Source organism: bacterium (genome assembly GCA_020444325.1).
In the GTDB taxonomy this organism is placed as follows: Bacteria; Bacteroidota; Ignavibacteria; order SZUA-365; family SZUA-365; genus BM516.
Genome location: JAHLLD010000011.1, coordinates 38888 through 58012 on the forward strand (window position 1 = coordinate 38888; position 19125 = coordinate 58012).

Sequence of the window (19125 nt, forward strand, 5' to 3'; positions counted from 1 at the left end):
CGATGATGCGCGCGCGAACCGCAGATATGGAATCGTATATAGGAAAAGCTCATGGGTAAAATGCTTGTCATATTGGTCATCGGAATGGGACTGATTGCGTCCTGGTCGATGATGCAGCTCAACGAAAGCAATATGAACGTTACCGACAATGCGTCGGACGATTATGAAATCAACCAGGCACGCAATCTCGCGGCGAGTGGTGTTGAACATGCCATCATGGAACTGGCACAGGACAGCACCTGGTCGAGTGGATATAAAAGCGAGATGGCAAGCGGGACTGTTGCGGTGTCGATTGAACGCACGCGCGCCATGTATCCCGGAGGTCCCGACGAGGGACTCAACAACGCCCGCCTCATCACTGCAACAGGTGTCGTACAGGGAAGAACAGTGACCGTGCGCACCGTGGTTGAAATCCCTTCGGTATACGTCCGTCCCCCGGGACTCGGCTACGGCATCTTCTCGGATCAGAGCATGGATCTGAGCGGAAACATCTTCGCCGGGGACTACAACAATCCTTCACTCAACGCAAACATCCATACGAATAATGATCTCACGTATGGTGGAAGCACCAAGGTGGAAGGATACGGTACCTTCAGTGAAAGTTGTCCCTCCGGCACAGGCGATGCCGCGAAGTACTTCGACCCCAATCGTGACAGCGGTGGCGACCTGGTGTACAAAGACGATCCCGTTGCCATCCCGGAAATCGATCCGGACAAATGGGAGCATCTGGCGACACGGAAATTCTATTCCAACACCAAGGTGACCGGGAAAATGAAACTGGGCACAAAGGAGCAGCCTGAGATCATATTCGTGCAAGGGGACCTTGACCTGAACGCCCAGATGGAAGGATACGGCGTGTTTCTCGTCACGGGTGACTTGAAAATCAACGGACAGGCAACGGTGTCCGCCGTCGACCCCAGCGGAAACAATCTCGGCATAATCGTTGGCGGTGATGCACAGATCAATGGTACGAGTGATATCGAAGCCACACTGCTGATCAAGGGCAACGCAAAGATCAACGGTACCACGCGCATCGTTGGCTCCATTATCGCAGAAGGAGAATTGAACTTCGGCGGTACGGCGGACGTGCTGTACAATCCCATGCTTGATGAACTCGCACGCAAGATTTGGGAAGGAAAGGCCGAGCGTCCCCGCATTGTTTCGTACTACGAGTAATCCCTCCAGCAGTTATACATCCCCGTCAGCACCGTTCCGCTCAACGTGGAGCGGTGCTTTCGTATAAAAGCCATATTGTCTTTTGTTCCGGGACTGCGTAGATTTTCACATGCAGCAACAACACTCCCCTCATGTTCCCCGGCTTGCATGGACTGCGCTTTTCAGCGAGAACGGTACCCCCATCGCTTCCGGCGCACAGGCATTCGGTGATGCCCTGCGTGTGACTGGTTTCGCCGTCATTTCCGGCGCGCCGTTCCGCAGCGACCTGCTGCAGACCAACTACCAACTCATGCGTGAAGTGTTCGGGCTCGGGAGCGAACAACTGCAGCGTGAGTGCAGTCATCCGGAAATCGGCTTTCAGCGCGGCTACATGCCGACACGCACCGAAGTGGGCATCCGCTGTGGTGGCGATCCCGACGACAAGGAAGTCATGGCCTTCGGGTCGTATCACAATGTCGCCGTCCCTTCCGTGCCTGCCTATCTCGATGCAGCCGAGCAGTACTATTCCGCCTGCCAGGACATCGGCTACGCGCTCATGCATGTCCTTGCCCTGTATCTCGATCCCTCTGGGGCTGAAACCGGCTACGTGCTCGGACTCTTCCGGAATGCTGACGGAAGGCGCATCGACGATTCACACATGCGGCATATCCGCTATCCCGGCACCGCCCGGCGCATGGCCTGCGAACATACGGATTCCAACATGCTCTCCCTCCTTCCCGCTGCGACGAGCAGAGGACTCGAGGTACTCGACAACAGCGGGAACTGGCTGGCGGTGGAAACGACGGAGGGGGACCTCGTCGTTAACGCCGGAGACATGCTCAACTTCATTTCCGGGGGACGCATTCGCAGCACGCTGCACCGCGTGGAAAACCGCTTCAACGATCCCACGCGCTACCGTCACTCCATGCCCTTCTTCTACCACCCCGACCACACCCAGGAACTGAAAATCCTCGACAGCTGCACCGATGAACCCACCGACCGGCGCATGTTCCCCCACCAGCGCATCACCGGCTACGCCCTGCTTTACGAACTCCTCTCCACCTACAAAGTCATCCCACCCGATGTGTCTCTCTCGCAGTGGGTCGACTCCATGGAACATCTCAAGCATCACGGTTTCTGAGAGCCATGGAACGATAGAAGGATGGAAAAATGGAAACATGACACCCCGGTGTCATATTTCCATCCTTCCATTTTCCTATCTTTCGATAAGCGATCAGGGATCGCTTGCGGGATGAAGCCAGGCATCTCGGAACACGCAAAAGCAAGCAATCCCTGCTCCAGCTCTGTTTGCCATCTGCCATCTGCAATTTGTCATCTGCCATCTGAGGTCACCTATGCGAAGCATTCTCGCCCTCATCATCCTACTAAGTTCAATCGCAGCAGCCCAGACGCCGACAAAGCTGTGGGAATTCGATACGCAGGATGCGAGTTTCGGACAGTCCGCCGCAGGGGACATCGACGGTGACGGACGACTGGAACTGGTGTTCGGCTGTTATCGCAATGATGGACACATTTACGCATTGAATGCTGAGGACGGTTCGCTGCTGTGGAAAGTGGATGCCACAGCTCCCGGTGGACAGGGTTGCAATGACGTCGCACCGGCGATTTTCGATACTGATGGAGACGGCACGCTCGAGGTCATCGTACCCAGCAGTTGCAATCCCATCACGTATTGCTTTGATGGAGCAACGGGGAATATCCGTTGGTCCGCCCCCACGCGCGGAAGCGATTCCCCTCCCTCCGTGGCCGACATTGACAACGATGGCGTCCTTGAAATCCTTCACGGGGAATTCGGAGGCTGGGTGCGCTGTCTTGATGCGCGCAACGGTGATCTCGAGTGGGAGCTTGCGGTGGATACGCATTCCTGGATACAGACCGCACCCACGCTGCTCGACGCCGATGGCGATGGCGGGATGGACTTCGTGGTTGCAACCTGGAACCGCACCGAAGGCGACACCAACACCATTCGCTGCTACCGATGCAGCGATCGCGCACTGCTCTGGAGTCATCCGCTGAGGGATGTCGTCTATCACGGAACAGCCGTGGCCGACCTGAACGCGGACGACATCCCGGAACTCGTGATCGGGGATTACAACGGAGACATCAACGTGCTGCGTGCCAGCGATGGCCAGTGGCTCTGGGGAGTGAATACTCCGGGACATTATGTCGGGAGTCCCATCACCGCTGGCGACGTCGACGGAGACGGAAGCTGCGAACTGTTCGCCGTCGTGTGGTACAGGGTATACGGCATCAATTCCAGCGGGAGTATCATTTCGGAATACATCATCGATCAGCGACAGACCGCGTTCCGGGGCGTCGTGCTGTCCGACGTCAACGGGGATTCCCGGCTCGACCCCGTCTTCGGCACGAGTGACGGGAAACTCATCGCACTCAGGGACACATCGAGCGAAGAGCTCTGGAAAATCGACCTCGCGGCGGAATACGGCGACAGCCGCTATGAACTCGATCACGCACCCATCATTGCCGATTTCGACGGCGATGGCGGACTCGACGTCTTCATCGTGGGCGGACACGCCGAGTACCCCGACATACAGAACAACTTCGGGCGCGCATACGCATACAGCATCGGCCGCGGCGAGGGTCCCCCCTGGCTCATGTTCCAGCAGAATCTGCACCGCAGCAGCAGTCTCTTCCCCGCCCGCACCGTCGGCATCAGCGATCTGCCCTCCGCCAGCACGCCCGAACTCGAAATCTACCCCCACCCCGTCCGCAACATTATGCACATTCTGCATAATTCGGAGGGGCCCACCAGGATATACGATCTCTACGGCCGTGAAGTCCTCAGAGTTAGCTCAATCGAATCAGCTGGGAGCATAAATCTCAGCGCCCTTCCTTCAGGTATGTACATTCTTCGCATTGACAATGAATTGCAGCCAGAGACAATCCCCTTTGTCAAGCGCTAACCGGAAGCATCTGCAATCTGCAATCTGCGATCTGCAATCTGTATTCTGCCCACGCGGAATGGTATTGCCTTCGACTGCGTAGCAATGTACTTTATATATTCCCAATGGGGATGCAATGGTTTCGACGGGTTGTCGGGATTATGCAAACGCGTTCCGTGCCTGGTGTAAGCACGTTAATCTTGGACCATTTGGTATAATTGCCAACTACGATTACGCACTGGCCGCTTAATTGACGGTCACGTCCCCCGGAGACCCGCCTGTTGGCCAAAGGGTAGGACGACGCCAATAACAGGATAGGCACCTCTAGCGTTCGAGGCGAGGGCCGAAACACTTCTTCGAACTAGCTTCATCGCACGTCCTGTCTGTCGGGCAGCGACGAAGCGAACCATCAAAAGACAGACTATGAGCGTAGTAAGTTGCAGGTTCTGCTTCTCGGACGGGGGTTCGATTCCCCCCATCTCCACCAGCCTCCGCTTCGCGCCGTCAGGCGAGAAGCAGAGGCTGTCCGCCGAAGCCTTGGCGAAGGCGGAATCTTTTCGAATCGGTTCAGGCTCAGCTTCGGCTGGCACAGCCATTCAGATGTACCCGCTCAGCTACTGTGTCCGCCGAAGTTGAGCGTAGCGAAACGAAGGCGGGCGGCTGGCACAGCCATTCAGATGTACCCGCTCAGCTACTGTGTCCGCCGAATTTGAGAGCAGTATTTTTTTCTCATGCATTCAATGTAGGGAGCATCGAATGTACTACGTATATGTCCTTCAATCTAATAGGTATCCAAAGCAGCACTATTATGGATTCACGACACACGTCGAGAATCGCGTGCGAGCGCATAACGCTGGACAGGTACCCAGCACTGCACGGCTGAGGCCATGGAGGCTATTGGCATACACCGCGTTTCCAGATAAGGGGCTAGCCCTCTCCTTCGAGCGCTACCTCAAATCCGGCTCGGGCCGTGCGTTTGCGAAAAAGCACTTTGAAGCGTGATGCAGATTCCTGTTTTACCGCAGCAGGAGAATCTTACGTGTCTGTGCACCTGATGTCGTCTCGAGACGTATGAAGTAGGGTCCGGGTACAAGTTCACCGGCATTCATCGTATACATGTGGCGACCCGGTGAACGATCGCCCTCTGCCAGCACTTTCACAATCTCACCCACTGAGTTCAGAAGGGTCAGACGAATCCTGTCCATTCGCAACAGGTTAAATGAAATTTGTGTGCTTGAATGAAAGGGATTCGGAATATTTGTCTCAAGTTCAAAGCCGAGTGCGTCGGCGGGAGAATCGACCCCATCCCAGATTTCCCATTCAAGAATGAATCCCGAGCGGGTGGGCGAGCTTGTGGTTACATCGATGCCATCGGTGGCTTCCACAAACCAGAAAAACTCCATATACCGACAGCTTCGACACCCCTGTGAGCGAAGAATCTCAATCAATTGACCGTTTGCGACGGTAGCTCTGGGCAGGGCACCTGCACTGTCGGAAGGACAACGGAAAATGGTCGTGCCGTATATGTTTGCAATGGAAAGGGTGTAGCGAACGCTATCGGACCAGCGGGTAGAATCGTTTATGGTCCGACGCATTGAATCGTAGGGATCCGGAGGCTCGGGTTTCTCCCAGCTGAACACTGCTGTCCTGTTGGGGAGATGGAACCATACCGTGATTTCGCCATCAGGAGGAGGATCTTCCAGGGAGAAGGACGAAGGGGGATGTGGAAGCACGAAAAACTGCTCACTTTGACCGCTGCTATGCACCGAATCTTCGGAGTACAAAAGCAGCCTCTGCTGCTCCATCCCGCCAACCCGTTTGAAGGAAGGCGTAAGCATGATTGAAGTTGCTCCACGAATTTCGAATGGGAACTGGAAGTACCCCATAGATGCGGCATCGAACTCACCCGGGAAACGCGCACCCAGACGGACACGGAGCAGCGTGTCGATCGCGTTCCCGTCACTGTCGCATGGTGTGATTCGCAGTTCAAAGGGACGCTGCACATACACATTATGCATCCCTTCCTGTGGCCAGGTTATCTCCAGTTTAAAATCTGCAACGCGTCCCGGTGTCGAATGTGCGAGAGATGGAACGCTCAGCAGGAAGAGTATGAGGATGATTCGGACAGTCTGCATCTGCTCCTCACGGAAGTACTTAATGTCCACTGCATGACACATGACACAGCTGATAATTCCGCTACGGAGCAATGGCGGACAAGTTCATCGAAGCCTGGTCCGTACCGTTTCCGGTGAGTTCCTTCCCCTCAAATTCGTAGCACATTGGATTAACGCTTCAATTCTGCACTGCCGATTCACCGCACCAGCACCATTTTTCTCGTCTGCCTCTGCCCGCCGGCCTCAAGGCTGTAGAAATACACCCCGGAAGATAAACCGGAGGCATCGAACTGTGCGCGATGCGTTCCTGCCAACTTGAATTCGCCTTCGAGGATACGTCGCACTTCGCGGCCATAGTGGTCACTGACAACGAGAGAGACGTGCTGCGGCTGCTGCAAATTGTAGTCGATCGTGGTTGCCGGATTGAAGGGATTGGGGTAGTTCTGATGCAGTACGACGTTCTGTGGCACGGACTTCTGATCATTTACCGATGTCACACGTCCGATGCTGTTGTGAAGTACGATGCCGAATTGGCCGGCGACGGAATATTTCCTGCCACCGAATGCATACGCCACGGTCAATCCCCAATCGAAGAGCTTGGGTTCAGCAATCCACGTCTCTCCACCATCAGTGGTACGAAGTATTGTCCCGCCATCTCCGGCAATGCATCCATTCCATCTGTCTGTGAATGCAACAGCAGCAAGGTCAGCGCTGCTTCCACTTGTTTGCGTTTCCCAGGTGTCACCGCCATCCTCCGTTTTCCAAATGGCGCCGTTGTTTCCCACGACGAATCCCAGCCGGGCATCGATGAAATCCATCGCGTTCACAGAGTACGTTGGAGAGGCAATGGTTTTAGGACTCCAGCTATCGCCCTTGTCGGTGGAGATAAGCAGGATGGCGTTGGCATCCAGCACGAACACAGTGTTCGAATCCATATGGCAGACCTGGACGAGCTGATGATTGGTTTCGGCAGTAATCTGGGTCCATGTGCGTCCCGCATCCGTGGACCGTATCATGGCTCCTCCTGTGCCGACTGCAATGCCGTTCCTCTCATCGCTAAAGGATACATCCTGCCAGTTGACGGTGGATACAGGTGCAAGCATCTTGCGCCAGTTCTGTCCACCATCGGTCGTCCGCAGGATGGTACCCGCTTCACCGACGACCACTGCTGCATCCCTGTCAATACAGGCTACCCCCATGAAATGCCTCGCCTCCCCTCTCTCATTGAACTGATGCGCCTGCTGAAATTCCCAACTTCCACCCCTGTTCGATGTTCGAAGTATTGTGCCGGACAAACCAACGGCATATCCCGTAGAAGAGTCGCAGAAGTCCATATCCTTGAGATTCCAGATCGACCCGCCGGCTGCATACCCCCATGCCCAATCGTCTACCGGAGCGTAAGCGATTATCCCCATGGTACCGAAGCCTAAAGCATTCAGAGAATCGGGCATGAAGGCAGCACTATAGTTCCATCCGTGGATGAAGGGCACGGACCGCTCCCATGACGCACCTGCATCTGATGACTGATAAAATCCGAAACTGCCGAGACCGGTCCACCTGGAGGCATCATTGAAGTATACGGCAGCAATGAAATCCCCTGCGATCCATGTCTTTCCGCCATCGTACGTTCTGTAGTTACTGTACGCGAGGATACCGGTATTGTTGTCATAGAAATGAAAACGCTGTCCTTCACCCGTGTTCTCGAAATTCAAACGCGTCCAAGTGATTCCTCCATCCGTGGTCCGGGAGGAGGAATCTCCGCAAATGATGAACGTACGGTCATCGAACATATGGACATCATACAGGTTCGAGTCTTCACCGTACTCGAGTGAAGTCCAGTGTTCCCCGCCATCCTTGGTTTGAAGGACGGTACCTGCATCACCGACCACCACTCCTGTCTCTGGAGTGAGGAAATCCACTCCGATCAGATGCTTTGAAACGTCGGCACTGCTTTCCTCCCAGTGAACTCCGCCATCGGAGGAGAACAAAATGAGTCCATCCTGTCCGACTGCTACCACGTGAAAAGCATCGATCATGACAACATCGTTAAGATCGGTCCCGTTATATGGAGTGCGGAGCACCCATTCTTTCCCGCCGCTCGTTGTAGTAATGACGGTTCCCTGATCCCCCACGCCCACACCCTGCTGTTCGTTCGCAAAATCAACTGCCACGATGCTTTTGTGATGCGTGAGTGGATTCTGCCACTGCCAGTCGGACTGCGCCCTGGCGATGAAACATCCCGACAATGCCAGTGACAGGAATACTACTGCTGATATTGATTTGTGCATGGTCCCTCCAATTTGAATTTCCCAGGCTACCAAGTAGACACATTAAATGAAAAATGGTTGCGGATCAACAGGGAGAAAGACCCGTGTCCCCCATCGGGCGATGATATTTACTGCATGAGGAATCGCTATGCATCTCTGCAATCGAAGAGAAGAAGGCAGAATAATTGTAACAACACACTACCTCTGGTGTTTAACTCGTACCACATCATCGAAATAACTGTGCCTCCCAATCGTTGAAATGCTGAACAAAATTTTTTATTCTCGACAGTTGCCGAAAACAGGGATCACTTCGGAAAAGATCGTACTGCATCAGGAGGGTTTATGAAACTCGTACTACAGGGCATGTTCACCATACTCAGTCTCATTGCGGTGCTGCCGCTTCCGGCCCAGGCCCAATGGACCCGTCTGATGTCGCTGGAGGGTATGAATGTATGGGACTTTGAAGTATCGACTTCAGGGGTTCTGTATGCCCTTCCTTTCCCGCGGACTGAATTCTATGTTTCGACGAATGGCGGAGATTCATGGGAATTGCGTGCCGCTCCCGATTCCCTGGAGGTTCGGAATTTCGAGGTAAGTGGAGAAGATCTGTATTTGCTCGCAGAAAGTCCTTCCTCCACAACAAGATTCTACCGCAGTTCGGATCAAGGGAGAACGTTCACGTTCGTTCCGACCGAACGTCCGTTACGGGCTTTCTGCTGCAGCGCTGACGGAAAGGTGTACGGGGTAATGCATGCCGTGGAGATGGATTCCGTCTTCGTATCTGAGGATAAGGGCGCACACTGGGGTGGTTTTGCTCCGATCGACTTCCAACTGTCGCAGCTTTATACCGAGGACGTCTTGAGTACGGGATATGATGGCAGTCTGTGGTGCAACGACCGCAACCGGCTGCTGCGCTTCGATGGAGGAAGCAGCAACTGGATTCCGTATGAAGGCGGCGTTGAGGAGGGCACGCAATTGCAGACAGTATTTCATCAGCCAAACGGTGACATCTATATGAACAGCTGGTATCGCATGCTCAAATATGATGCCGTTGCGGACTCGGTGAAAGAGCTGTACAACCGTGATAACCTTTGGCCGTTTGCATTCAATGCCATCGCGACGGAAGACGGCCGTCTGCTCGTTTCGCATGGGTCTCCCTACGGGCCACACAGTTACATCCTGGAGAGCAGCGATGATGGAGCGTCGTGGAGAATCGCCGACTCCACACTTGCCTCCACTCTTGAGTACTACGGACAATATGACGGACGCATATTCGCCGGAAGTGAGAGTGTCATGCGCAGATCCACAGATGGCATCGCCTTCGAGGAATGTATGAATGGGCTGTCTTCGCCACATATCATCCATTTCGAAACGCGTGGTCAACGGGTACATGTCATGGGGGGAAGGTACGCCTTGAGCAGTGACGGCGGGACAACCTGGTGCTACCCGGGAATCGGGAGCGGCATCAATCCATACGCACTGCAAATGACCTCCGACGGAATCATGTATGAGAACCGCGGACGTCTTCGTATCTCACGCGACAGCGCCAGGACCTGGGAGCAGCCATTCGAATGGGAGATGTATGACTTTATCGCGCTGGATGAAATCATCCTTGTTTCGGTCTCGGACAGCAGGATCATTCGGTCAACGGATCAGGGACGAAGCTTCTCGGATACCTATACGAGCCTGACCCCTGTATCCAATTTCAGGGAAGAAGGAAACACGCTGTATGCCCTGACGCGGGATGTACTTTTACGTTCATACGACAGAGGTGCCAGCTGGTCGGAATTCTCTCTGCCCCAGGGCCAGGGAGGGTACAGAAACATCATCGCCAACGACCATGTGCTTGTGTACACTGTCGGCAACATGGCATGGACGTCGCGGACACAGGGAGAGGACTGGACAGGTCCAACCGAAGCCGGACTGGATGTCGGATTGGTTGACGCGACAGTCAACAGCGATGGCACCTTCGCGGGGATTGTCTGCCGCGGCTTCCTCGATGAGCGACACCAGACGCATCCGATACAGGATGTCGTGCTCTCCACAGATGACGGAATGTCCTGGAAGTCAATCGGGGAAGGTCTGCCAGCGGCATTCTTCACACCCAGGAATTACATCATGTATTCAAGAGTCGGCTATACGGAGCGCAGCCGTCTGCTCGTGAACAGCGAGTATGGATTGTTCGCGTATGATGCAGTTCCGCTATCGGTAACGGAGGATGCAGTATCCCCTGAAGGACCTGTTCTTTCTGCGTGGCCGACACCCGCACATGACAGGATCACATGGACTATACATGGAGCAGATGCCACGGTCAATGTATGTCTCATCGATCTTTCCGGCAGAGAGGTTGTCCATTCAAGCAGCACCTCCGCCCTCACTGGAAGCATTGATGTCTCCGGGCTGCCGGAGGGAGTGTACCTGCTTCGTGTCGCCTCTTTAAGCGACCGGCTGCGTTCCGGTGGTCCGCGCCTTACCAAAAGGGTGGTGGTCCTGCGGTAACACACAGACGAACACTAAGTAACACTGGATTGCATGGTATGTCAATAATTTGATTACATACCATGCAAAATCATGCAGATTATCAAGTAGCGCTACAATGGAGTTCTCGACCTGAACAATCCCGATGTCGTGCCGAGAAACAGGTGGCCTTTTGAATCCAGCACTGCGCTTGTGATGTGTCCGTGTTTCCCGATTGCGAGCTGAATTTCTCGCCAGGTCGCACCTGCATCCATGCTCAGGTATATGTAGGGCCGCTTCCCGATAATGGCAACAGTGGAGTCGTTCACGGTGAGAAGATGCTCGAATCGTAGATCATCACGATCTTTGCGCCATGCGTCCCAGCTCTCGCCGGCATCCGTGCTGCGCATGAGTTTCCATGGAGTCAGGCAGATGATCGTATGACCCATGGTGAAAACATCTTGCAGAAAGCGTTCCGTAAGAAGCATAGTTGTTTCCTCTGCATCGTACCGCCGATGAAACAGCGTATCTCCTCGAACCGCATATATACCCGAAGTAGTAGCATGGATGTCACGCGCTTCGCTGAACATTGGGTCCGTCGACCAGGTGTCCCCTCCATCAGTGCTGAAATTGTTCTCACGTCCGCCAGTGAATACGTGCATTCCTTTCCCTGGCTCCATCGCCCAGTTATCGACGCTCCGGACATCCAGTGTGCTCCAGGTTTTACCGGTATCATGAGAGACATGAACACTCAGTCCGGTGCAAATGAAATCCTGGTGAAGGACACTGCCATTGAACCTGTAAATATCATTCGGTGCAGATGAACTGCTGCCGATGACAATGTGTCCAGGTGCAAGCGAGAAACCGCGTTTGATGTTATGGAGTCCGGGAGTAGACCGCATCCAGCTCCCGCCATCGTCCGCCGAACGATACAATCCACCCAGTGCCGTCCCGGCCCAAGTATTCCCCGCATCATCCCTGAACAGATGGGTGATACCACGCTGTCCGAGACCATCTGAGGATTCCATCCATGTGCGGCCGTCATCGACCGACCGCATTATCGCGCCGTGCATGGCCGCAAAGGCTGTACCGTCCGGCGTTTCACAGAAATCATTGACTGCACCGGTTATAACTGATGTTTCCTGCCAGGATTGTCCGCTGTCCGCCGAGTACCATATCCCCATCGAGGACGACTTCTTACCACTCAGCACTCTCCCACTCTGCAGGACGATGGACGGGGACTCAAGGAGAAATCGTTGTGTAAATGGAGCAGTTGTCCAACTGTCACCAGAGGGATCAATTCGGATCAGGGATCTCGGGCCTGGACTCATCAGTGAATCCATTGCCTCTGTGATTACACCGCCCAGAGGATCTATGCTCAGACCTGAAAAATATCCGAAGGGTAAATCAAGCTTTCTCCATGAGATCCCATGATCGCTGCTGTGAAATATGCCATAGGGACATTGAGTAAACATTGCGGTATCGGACAAGATTTCCAGCGGGTATTCGCCATGGCAACGTTCTGAGTGCGGCGGTGTCCTCTGCAGGGTGGTCCATGTCACACCGTCATCCGTCGACTGATGCAGACCGGCACCTCCAACCCTGTTCTCATCCATGCCTTCGCTGTAAAGGCTTCCTTCCCATTGACGTATGACCGTACTTCCGATGTAGCGGTCGTACTCTTCGGGAAGGGACTCCCATGTATGCCCCTGGTCGGTAGAAACCGCAATCATTCTGTCGAAAAAGGGCTTTCGGATGAACGCAAAGAGTTTCCCCGTGGCAGTCACGTACAGTGGATACACTGCCCCTTCCTTCAGCGCCGTCGCTTCCCACGAGTTCCCGCCATCGGTCGAGCGAAACACTCCCTTTCCTCGCATACCGGCAAATACCATTCCGTTGCTGTCCGACACGATGGACAACACGACGTCGCCACGTGGACCGTCGATCTTCTCGAACGTACACCCCGAACCCTGCCGGATGACGGTGTCAAGCAGCGGCAGCGATTGGCAACCGGAAAGCAACACCAGCGAAATGACGAAGAAGAAAGCGCGCAAGATTCCCCCATGCGGTCAAGAGAGGACAATGTCTTCTTTCATATATATGCAGAAATGAGGTGTACTGCAAGGAATGCGCAATCAATCTTCCCGGTGGTCACACCTCCACCCTCTCCACCGCTGCATGAAAAAATCTTTTGTCCATACCGCCACGCTGTCGGGAGTTCTGAGGAAGGGAAGCACCGCATTCTTCGCTGCATCAACATCGAGAGTGTCGATCCGAAGGCAGATGGCGCTTCAAATCCAGCACCGTACTTGCGATCTGACCGTGTCCTTCCGATCTCGAGGTTAATTCCCCTGCATCCGCATCAACCATGCCCGCAATCCTGATGACACTCCAAAATGTGGGAAACTGAAGGTATTGCATGTGTTTCTCGTATTCCATATGATGAATTACCGTATTGGGGGGAATATTTTCTGTGAACTGTATTCTTCCCCGCAGTGCGGCACACTGTCCCACTCCACTGGCATGCTGGTGATAATTTTGAACAGTCATAGGGTGATGAGACGAGTGATACAAGGGGCGATGCTTGCTGGCGTGCTCATGTTCTGTCTGTCCTGCCAGGAGGATCTTCCCGTGCAGCAGCAAAGCGAAACTGCACCGCCGGCCGCATGGGAGAAACCGTTTGCCCTTCTATCCTATCTCACTCCCGACACGATCGCGCCGCTCCCGGCACCACGGTTGCGTTGGGTTCTGTATGACAGCACCATTCGTGAAGTGAGCATCTGGTATCAGAAAGATGCGTTGCCGCGGTGGAACTACATCGAAACGGTGCCGGCGGCACTGCCATACTATGATGTGCCGGTGGATCTTGCGGACATCTCCAGTGTGCGTTTTGCGGTGACGCGTGTGAACGGGAAGGAACGGGATTCCTCCGCTGTGCTGACAGTGGACAAGCAGCAGGTGTACCTCCTGGAACCGGTGGACGGCATGCTGTACCTGCGCTCTGATTCCCTGCGAATACACTGGCGTCCATTGGTAGATGGCATTGAAAAGGTCCAGATCGAAATAGCCACGGAGGGAAAGGACGACTGGCATCATGCCCTGATGCTTACGCGCGCTGATACCGTATACACCTGGGTGCGGCCGCCGTTCTACGCGGGAGGATGCAACAAAATGCGCATCAGTGCCCAGTACTGGAATACATGGTCAACTGTGGAGGAACTGAAATTCGCTTCCTTTAATGTAGACCATCCCCGTGAAGGTGATGTGCTGTATCGTTTTCTCCCGGCAAGTATCGAGGATGAGATCATCATCCCTGATTGCATGACGCCCGCGGAATCGACACAGTACGCGCTCTCGACGGATGGTGGCGTGAGCTGGAATGATGTGGAAAAAGAATGGGTGGTCATGGCTGAGGCCACGACATCTGCCATGCTGCGCGTGACGCAGCCAACGCTGGGGATGACTGCGACTACGGGACCATTCACTATCGAGGATCGCAGCGCGACTTACTTTGCCCTGCAGAAAGGTATGGAACTCCGTTACATGCGCGCTGATGTCAAAGTTGGACTCCACCTGCCTTCCGACACCGTTTTGACGCAATGGCTCACAGTACATATTGACGATGAGATCGTCCGCAACGGCCGCACGGAGTATCCGTGTACTGTGACTGTTCGCGACGGGAACGGCACGTCAACAACCTCGACGCAGCTGCTCTGGCAGGAACGGAGCGGACAGCAACTGATCAAAGGAGATTTTGAACCGTTCAGCCTCGGCGAGATCTTCGGGATTCATGACGCCTCGATAGACGAATTTTCCAATAATCTGGTGATACAGCAGACACCCACATCTACAACAACCAGGCGCTATCGCACTGAGCGCGGCCGGGGACTCGTTTCCGCCGCTCATACAGTGGTCACCGGACACATCACGCCTACCTCCCAAAGCCGCACATATCAGCTCCTGGACTAAGGCGGATCTGGGCAGTTTCATTCCATGCATGTCGATTTTCATTGATTGGTATGCGGGATTTGCCGTTCTTTCAACATGCTTCGGCGAATATTCATACCGGCACTGATCACCGCTTGCCTCTTTCTGCTGGCAGTTAGTCCGCAGGGCGAGCTTCAGGGATGGGTTCCTTCCAGCACCACGATGGTGGCAGGTCCTCTCATTCCAGTGCAGGAAGCCGAAGCGGAGGAACAGCTCTCAACGGCTCAGTCCTTCGCCCATGTCCGGCAGGAACGTCGTCAGGTCAGCGTCAGCCCCGTCAAGGTGACGCCGACGCAGAGCAGTCCACCCGTTCCCCGTCTCAGACCGGCGCCTGATATCCTGCCCGATGCGCCGGAATTCCTCTTTCTCTCCCCCCGTGCCCCTCCAGCCTGCTGATTCCACGACAACAGGCATCTTTTCGAACATTTCAATTTTGGAGGAGCACCATGTCTGAGCAAACTCAGCAAACGGAGCGCCTGCCCATTGGCCTCATCCTTATGGTATCGGTCATTGTTCTGGGCGTTGGCATGCTGGCCGTGCAGCTTATCATTGGCTAAGCACACACCACAGATTATCATAGACGACAAACCCGGGCACACAGTGTGTCCGGGTTTGTTGTTTCCAGCCTGATGCAGATCTCCGCGATTAGCGACCCACCCGCTGTCTCTTTTTAGCACACTCCATCATTTTCAAAATAGCACTTGCACTGTGTCTTTATTGCACAGCGTGCGGTTCCGGCCATGCATGGATTTTTCCATTGCCGGAGTTCCTGACCTTTTACATGTTTGTGCGGTAATAAATGCATTCTTCTTTTTCCACCGTGGAAGAATGGCGGGGCCCGGGCGAGGAAAATTTGAAAAGCCCAAGTAAGGATTGTTCATAAACGAGGTCTGAAATGCACAAGTGCTCCATGTTTCCCGGTACGCGGTGCGGCGTGAACACGCCGACATTCGCTCAGCGGATGCTGCGTATAGTCCTGATCTTCTGTGTCGCGCTCGGCAGCGGACTGCTTGGCAGCGCCCTGCTGCCCGCAGCTGTGCAGGCGCAGGGATCGATGTCTCTTTCCACCGGGCACACCGCCAACAACGGTGCCGGCGCGAACAGTTCGATCATGTTCAATATCACCGCGCTGCAGCCCGTGCAGATTTATCGCTTCTCCAGCGCCTTCGGGACGACGGGAACGGACTATGTCGAAATCTGGGCCAAGGCCGGCGGTATTGTTGCGAATGACAATACAGGTTGGACCTTCGTCGGTCGCGCACAGACGACGGTGACGAACACCACCGGCGATTTTGAAATCCCGGTCAACATGAATTTCAACATCAATCCAAACCAGACGTATGGATTTGCCATCTTCTCGCCGCTGGGCGTGCGCTATCAGACAGGCGTGACGGGTACATACATCACGTCTGATTCGTGGATCTCCATCAATACCGAATCCTACGCCAGCACCGGTTCGACGAACTGGCAGGCCGGTACGGTCAGCTTCGGGTACGTCAACTATCCCCGTCAGCTTTGCGGCACGGTGAAATACGATCCGGGCGTCGTCGCTCCGAACGACGCGGCGCTCTTCTCCCTGACATCGCCTGTCAATTTCTGTGGCGGAACGGAACCGATCAAGGTGCGTCTGTTCAATATGGGCAACAACACGCTTACCAGCGTGCAGATCAACTGGACCTTCGACGGTATACCGCAAACGCCACTGTACTGGACCGGAAGTCTCCCGAGCACTGCAAATGAAGAAGTCACGCTCGGAACGAAAACCTTCAATCCCGGTGTGCTCCACAATATCGTGGCCATCAGCAGTCTGCCGAACGGCGTGCAGGATACGCGCATCAGCAACGATACGCTCATGGCGAGCGTGAAACCTGCGCTGAGCGGCACCTTCACCGTCGGCGGCGCATCGCCGGATTATGCGAACCTGACGGATGCCCTGGCTGATATCCATGCCACCGGACTCTGTGGTCCTGTCGTCCTCAAGGTGCGTTCCGGCACCTACAACGAACAGATGCGTATCGGTCGTCCGACAAGTATCACCGGCGTTTCCTCGGTAAACACCATTACCATCGAGTCGGAAAGCGGTAACCGCGGTGATGTCACCGTGACCTATGCATCGACCACCGGCAATCCCACGCTCGTCATCGACAACACGGATTACGTCACCATCCGCAACATGACCATCCGCGCTACCAATCCTTCGGACTGCCGCGCTCTGCACATCACAGGCGGCGCAGAGCATTGTACATTTGAGAATCTCGATCTCATCTCCATGCCGACGACCACGATTTCCAACGTCACCGCGGTGGTGGAATCCCCGAGCGGTTCTCTCGACAATTACATGACTTTCCGCAACTGCAACATCCAGAACGGCAGCTACGGCATGTATATGTACGGTTCAGGCACAACGGCAACTGAGGACTTTAACGTTATCGAGAACTGCACGTTCACCGGACAGTACTACTATCCCCTCTACATGTACTATATCGGCGAGCTCAGCTTCCTCGGGAATACCGTGGTTCAGAACTCCGCATATACCACCAAGTATCTCGGACTGTTCTATTACGGCTACAACACGAAGATGGAACGCAACACCTTCCTGGCGGATGGTGGTACCTACAGCTACGGCGTCTACCTGTATTACGACAACTACTATCAGACGGGTGAAAGCCGCTTCGTGAACAACTTTGTTTCGGTAATGAATTCGACGTCCACCACCTATGGCGTGCGTCCCTATTACTGCGACAACCTCCTGTTCGCGCACAACACCGTGTACACGAAAACTCCATACACAAGTTCGTACACGGTGTATTCGTACTACGGCTCGAACCAGCGTTACTACAACAATATTTTCTATACTGACGGACCGGGGATGAACTGGTATGTGCCGAGTACGACCAGTATCATTGCATCCGACTTCAACGTATTCCACACCAACGGCAGCAGCTTCGGATACTGGGGCGGCACGATCACAAACCTCGCGGCTCTGCAGGCAGCTTCGGGAATGGATGCCAACTCCATCGACAAGCTGGTCAGTTTCAAGAACACCCTCACCGGTGATCTGCATCTCGCCAGTCCTTCCGACGACGACATCGCTCTCTTCGGCACACTGCTCACGGAAGTCACCGATGACATCGATGGCGACACGCGCGTCAATCCCTACCGCGGGGCGGACGAAGCCTGCTACGTCATTCCCGGCTCCCTGAATTATTCGTTTGTCGACGAGTACGGGTACCCCGCAGCCTACTGCGAAGCGCCGGGCAGCATCGGCGTGAAATACTCCGTAACCTTCCCCGAGTTTGCTTCGACTGTCGGCTTCACCGTGCGTTTCATCAACGTCCATACGGAAACCGTCGTCTGGCAGACCTCGTTCAATGCGAACAAGGCCGCGGACGTTGCGCTCAACGGCGTGCAGTACATCACACTACCGTCTTCTCTGCCGCCGGGCGCGTACAAGATCGAAGTGGTGTTCAACACGAAGAACAGCTGTGATGTGTACCATGAGTACATGCCGTATCCTTCCGCACTGCTCGTGGTCGGAACCGGACAGCAGCCCTGCGTTGTGTGGCCGGGTGACGTCAATAATGACGCCATCGTCAACTACACCGATCGACGCGCGCTGAATCTCTACATCTTCAACGCCAACCTCCGTACGACCTGGCTCAACGGTCCCGCACGCTACCAGGCTGATGTGGAAAGCAATCCCTTCACCTACCTCGAATGGAAACCGCAGGCCGGCGCGCCGTGGCTCACCCCCGAGGGCTGCTACATGGACACCGACGGGAACGGCGTGGTGAACAACCTCGATTACGTTGCCATGAAGATCAACTGGGCGCAGTCCACCCCGTACTACGGCGGAACACCGAAGTCCGGCAACAGCAATGCGAACAGTTTTGCGATGGATCAGAACTATCCCAACCCGTTCAATCCCACAACGGTGATTCGTTACCACGTGCAGGAAAACAGCAACGTGCGTCTTACCGTTACCGACGCGCTGGGACGCGCGGTCGCCACGCTGGTTGACGGTATCGTCGAAAGCGGCACACACGAAGTGACCTTCGATGCGTCTTCGCTCTCCAGCGGCACGTACATCGCGACGATCAATATGACCGGTGCGTCCTCTGGCGTCACCTTCACGAAGAATATCAAGATGGCGCTGAGCAAATAAACGCACCATCTCGATTACCTCATGGATGCAGGCTCCGGAAACGGGGCCTGTTTTAT

Annotated in this window: 11 protein-coding genes and 1 other RNA gene; 9 read left to right on the forward strand and 3 right to left on the reverse strand. The window is 54.7% G+C overall.

Annotated features, from left to right (window positions below):
* Nucleotides 1-51: 51 nt before the first annotated feature.
* The 5 genes from KQI65_13765 to KQI65_13785 all read left to right on the forward strand — a co-directional run bounded on the left by KQI65_13765 (nucleotide 52) and on the right by KQI65_13785 (nucleotide 5081).
* A complete protein-coding gene (locus KQI65_13765; protein ID MCB2205807.1) occupies nucleotides 52-1176 on the forward strand; it encodes a hypothetical protein in 1125 nt (374 codons plus the stop codon).
* Between the two features lie 109 nt (nucleotides 1177-1285).
* The gene (locus KQI65_13770) at nucleotides 1286-2296 is read left to right on the forward strand and encodes a hypothetical protein (protein MCB2205808.1); all 1011 of its coding nucleotides are present in this window, start codon (nucleotides 1286-1288) and stop codon (nucleotides 2294-2296) included.
* Nucleotides 2297-2510: 214 nt separating this feature from the next.
* Nucleotides 2511-4100 carry a VCBS repeat-containing protein gene (locus KQI65_13775; protein ID MCB2205809.1) on the forward strand — a complete coding sequence of 530 codons (1590 nt, stop codon included), beginning with the start codon at nucleotides 2511-2513 and terminating at the stop codon, nucleotides 4098-4100.
* Between the two features lie 106 nt (nucleotides 4101-4206).
* Nucleotides 4207-4566, forward strand: a transfer-messenger RNA (tmRNA) gene (gene ssrA, locus KQI65_13780).
* Between the two features lie 269 nt (nucleotides 4567-4835).
* A complete protein-coding gene (locus tag KQI65_13785; GenBank protein ID MCB2205810.1) occupies nucleotides 4836-5081 on the forward strand; it encodes a GIY-YIG nuclease family protein in 246 nt (81 codons plus the stop codon).
* A 14-nt stretch (nucleotides 5082-5095) separates the two neighbouring features.
* On the opposite strand, the gene KQI65_13790 is transcribed toward KQI65_13785, so the two are convergent.
* The gene (locus tag KQI65_13790) at nucleotides 5096-6214 is read right to left on the reverse strand and encodes a hypothetical protein (GenBank protein MCB2205811.1); all 1119 of its coding nucleotides are present in this window, start codon (nucleotides 6212-6214) and stop codon (nucleotides 5096-5098) included.
* A gap of 176 nt (nucleotides 6215-6390) precedes the next feature.
* On the reverse strand, nucleotides 6391-8481 hold the full coding sequence (locus KQI65_13795) for a T9SS type A sorting domain-containing protein (protein ID MCB2205812.1): 2091 nt from the start codon (nucleotides 8479-8481) through the stop codon (nucleotides 6391-6393).
* Nucleotides 8482-8802: 321 nt separating this feature from the next.
* On the opposite strand from KQI65_13795, the gene KQI65_13800 reads away from it, so the two are divergent.
* Nucleotides 8803-10959 (forward strand): T9SS type A sorting domain-containing protein, encoded by a 2157-nt coding sequence (locus tag KQI65_13800; protein MCB2205813.1) that lies wholly within the window; start codon nucleotides 8803-8805, stop codon nucleotides 10957-10959.
* A gap of 92 nt (nucleotides 10960-11051) precedes the next feature.
* Here KQI65_13800 and KQI65_13805 read toward each other — a convergent pair whose 3' ends face one another.
* Entirely contained in the window at nucleotides 11052-12971 is a 1920-nt protein-coding gene (locus tag KQI65_13805; GenBank protein ID MCB2205814.1) for a hypothetical protein, read from the reverse strand.
* A gap of 577 nt (nucleotides 12972-13548) precedes the next feature.
* Between KQI65_13805 and KQI65_13810 the strand changes: the two genes are divergently transcribed.
* The 3 genes from KQI65_13810 to KQI65_13820 all read left to right on the forward strand — a co-directional run bounded on the left by KQI65_13810 (nucleotide 13549) and on the right by KQI65_13820 (nucleotide 19069).
* Nucleotides 13549-14886, forward strand: a complete 1338-nt coding sequence (locus KQI65_13810; GenBank protein ID MCB2205815.1) for a hypothetical protein — start codon at nucleotides 13549-13551, stop codon at nucleotides 14884-14886.
* A gap of 75 nt (nucleotides 14887-14961) precedes the next feature.
* Nucleotides 14962-15300 (forward strand): hypothetical protein, encoded by a 339-nt coding sequence (locus KQI65_13815; protein ID MCB2205816.1) that lies wholly within the window; start codon nucleotides 14962-14964, stop codon nucleotides 15298-15300.
* A gap of 499 nt (nucleotides 15301-15799) precedes the next feature.
* Complete coding sequence (locus KQI65_13820) at nucleotides 15800-19069, forward strand: T9SS type A sorting domain-containing protein (protein ID MCB2205817.1); 3270 nt, start codon at nucleotides 15800-15802, stop codon at nucleotides 19067-19069.
* Nucleotides 19070-19125: the final 56 nt, after the last annotated feature.

Coding starts and splice junctions, on each gene's coding strand:
- KQI65_13770 (MCB2205808.1), top strand. CDS start 1,286: ATGCAGCAACAACACTCCCCTCATGTTCCCCGGCTTGCATGGACTGCG.
- KQI65_13785 (MCB2205810.1), top strand. CDS start 4,836: ATGTACTACGTATATGTCCTTCAATCTAATAGGTATCCAAAGCAGCAC.
- KQI65_13775 (MCB2205809.1), top strand. CDS start 2,511: ATGCGAAGCATTCTCGCCCTCATCATCCTACTAAGTTCAATCGCAGCA.
- KQI65_13820 (MCB2205817.1), top strand. CDS start 15,800: ATGCACAAGTGCTCCATGTTTCCCGGTACGCGGTGCGGCGTGAACACG.
- KQI65_13795 (MCB2205812.1), bottom strand. CDS start 8,481: ATGCACAAATCAATATCAGCAGTAGTATTCCTGTCACTGGCATTGTCG.
- KQI65_13815 (MCB2205816.1), top strand. CDS start 14,962: ATGCTTCGGCGAATATTCATACCGGCACTGATCACCGCTTGCCTCTTT.
- KQI65_13800 (MCB2205813.1), top strand. CDS start 8,803: ATGAAACTCGTACTACAGGGCATGTTCACCATACTCAGTCTCATTGCG.
- KQI65_13790 (MCB2205811.1), bottom strand. CDS start 6,214: ATGCAGACTGTCCGAATCATCCTCATACTCTTCCTGCTGAGCGTTCCA.
- KQI65_13765 (MCB2205807.1), top strand. CDS start 52: ATGGGTAAAATGCTTGTCATATTGGTCATCGGAATGGGACTGATTGCG.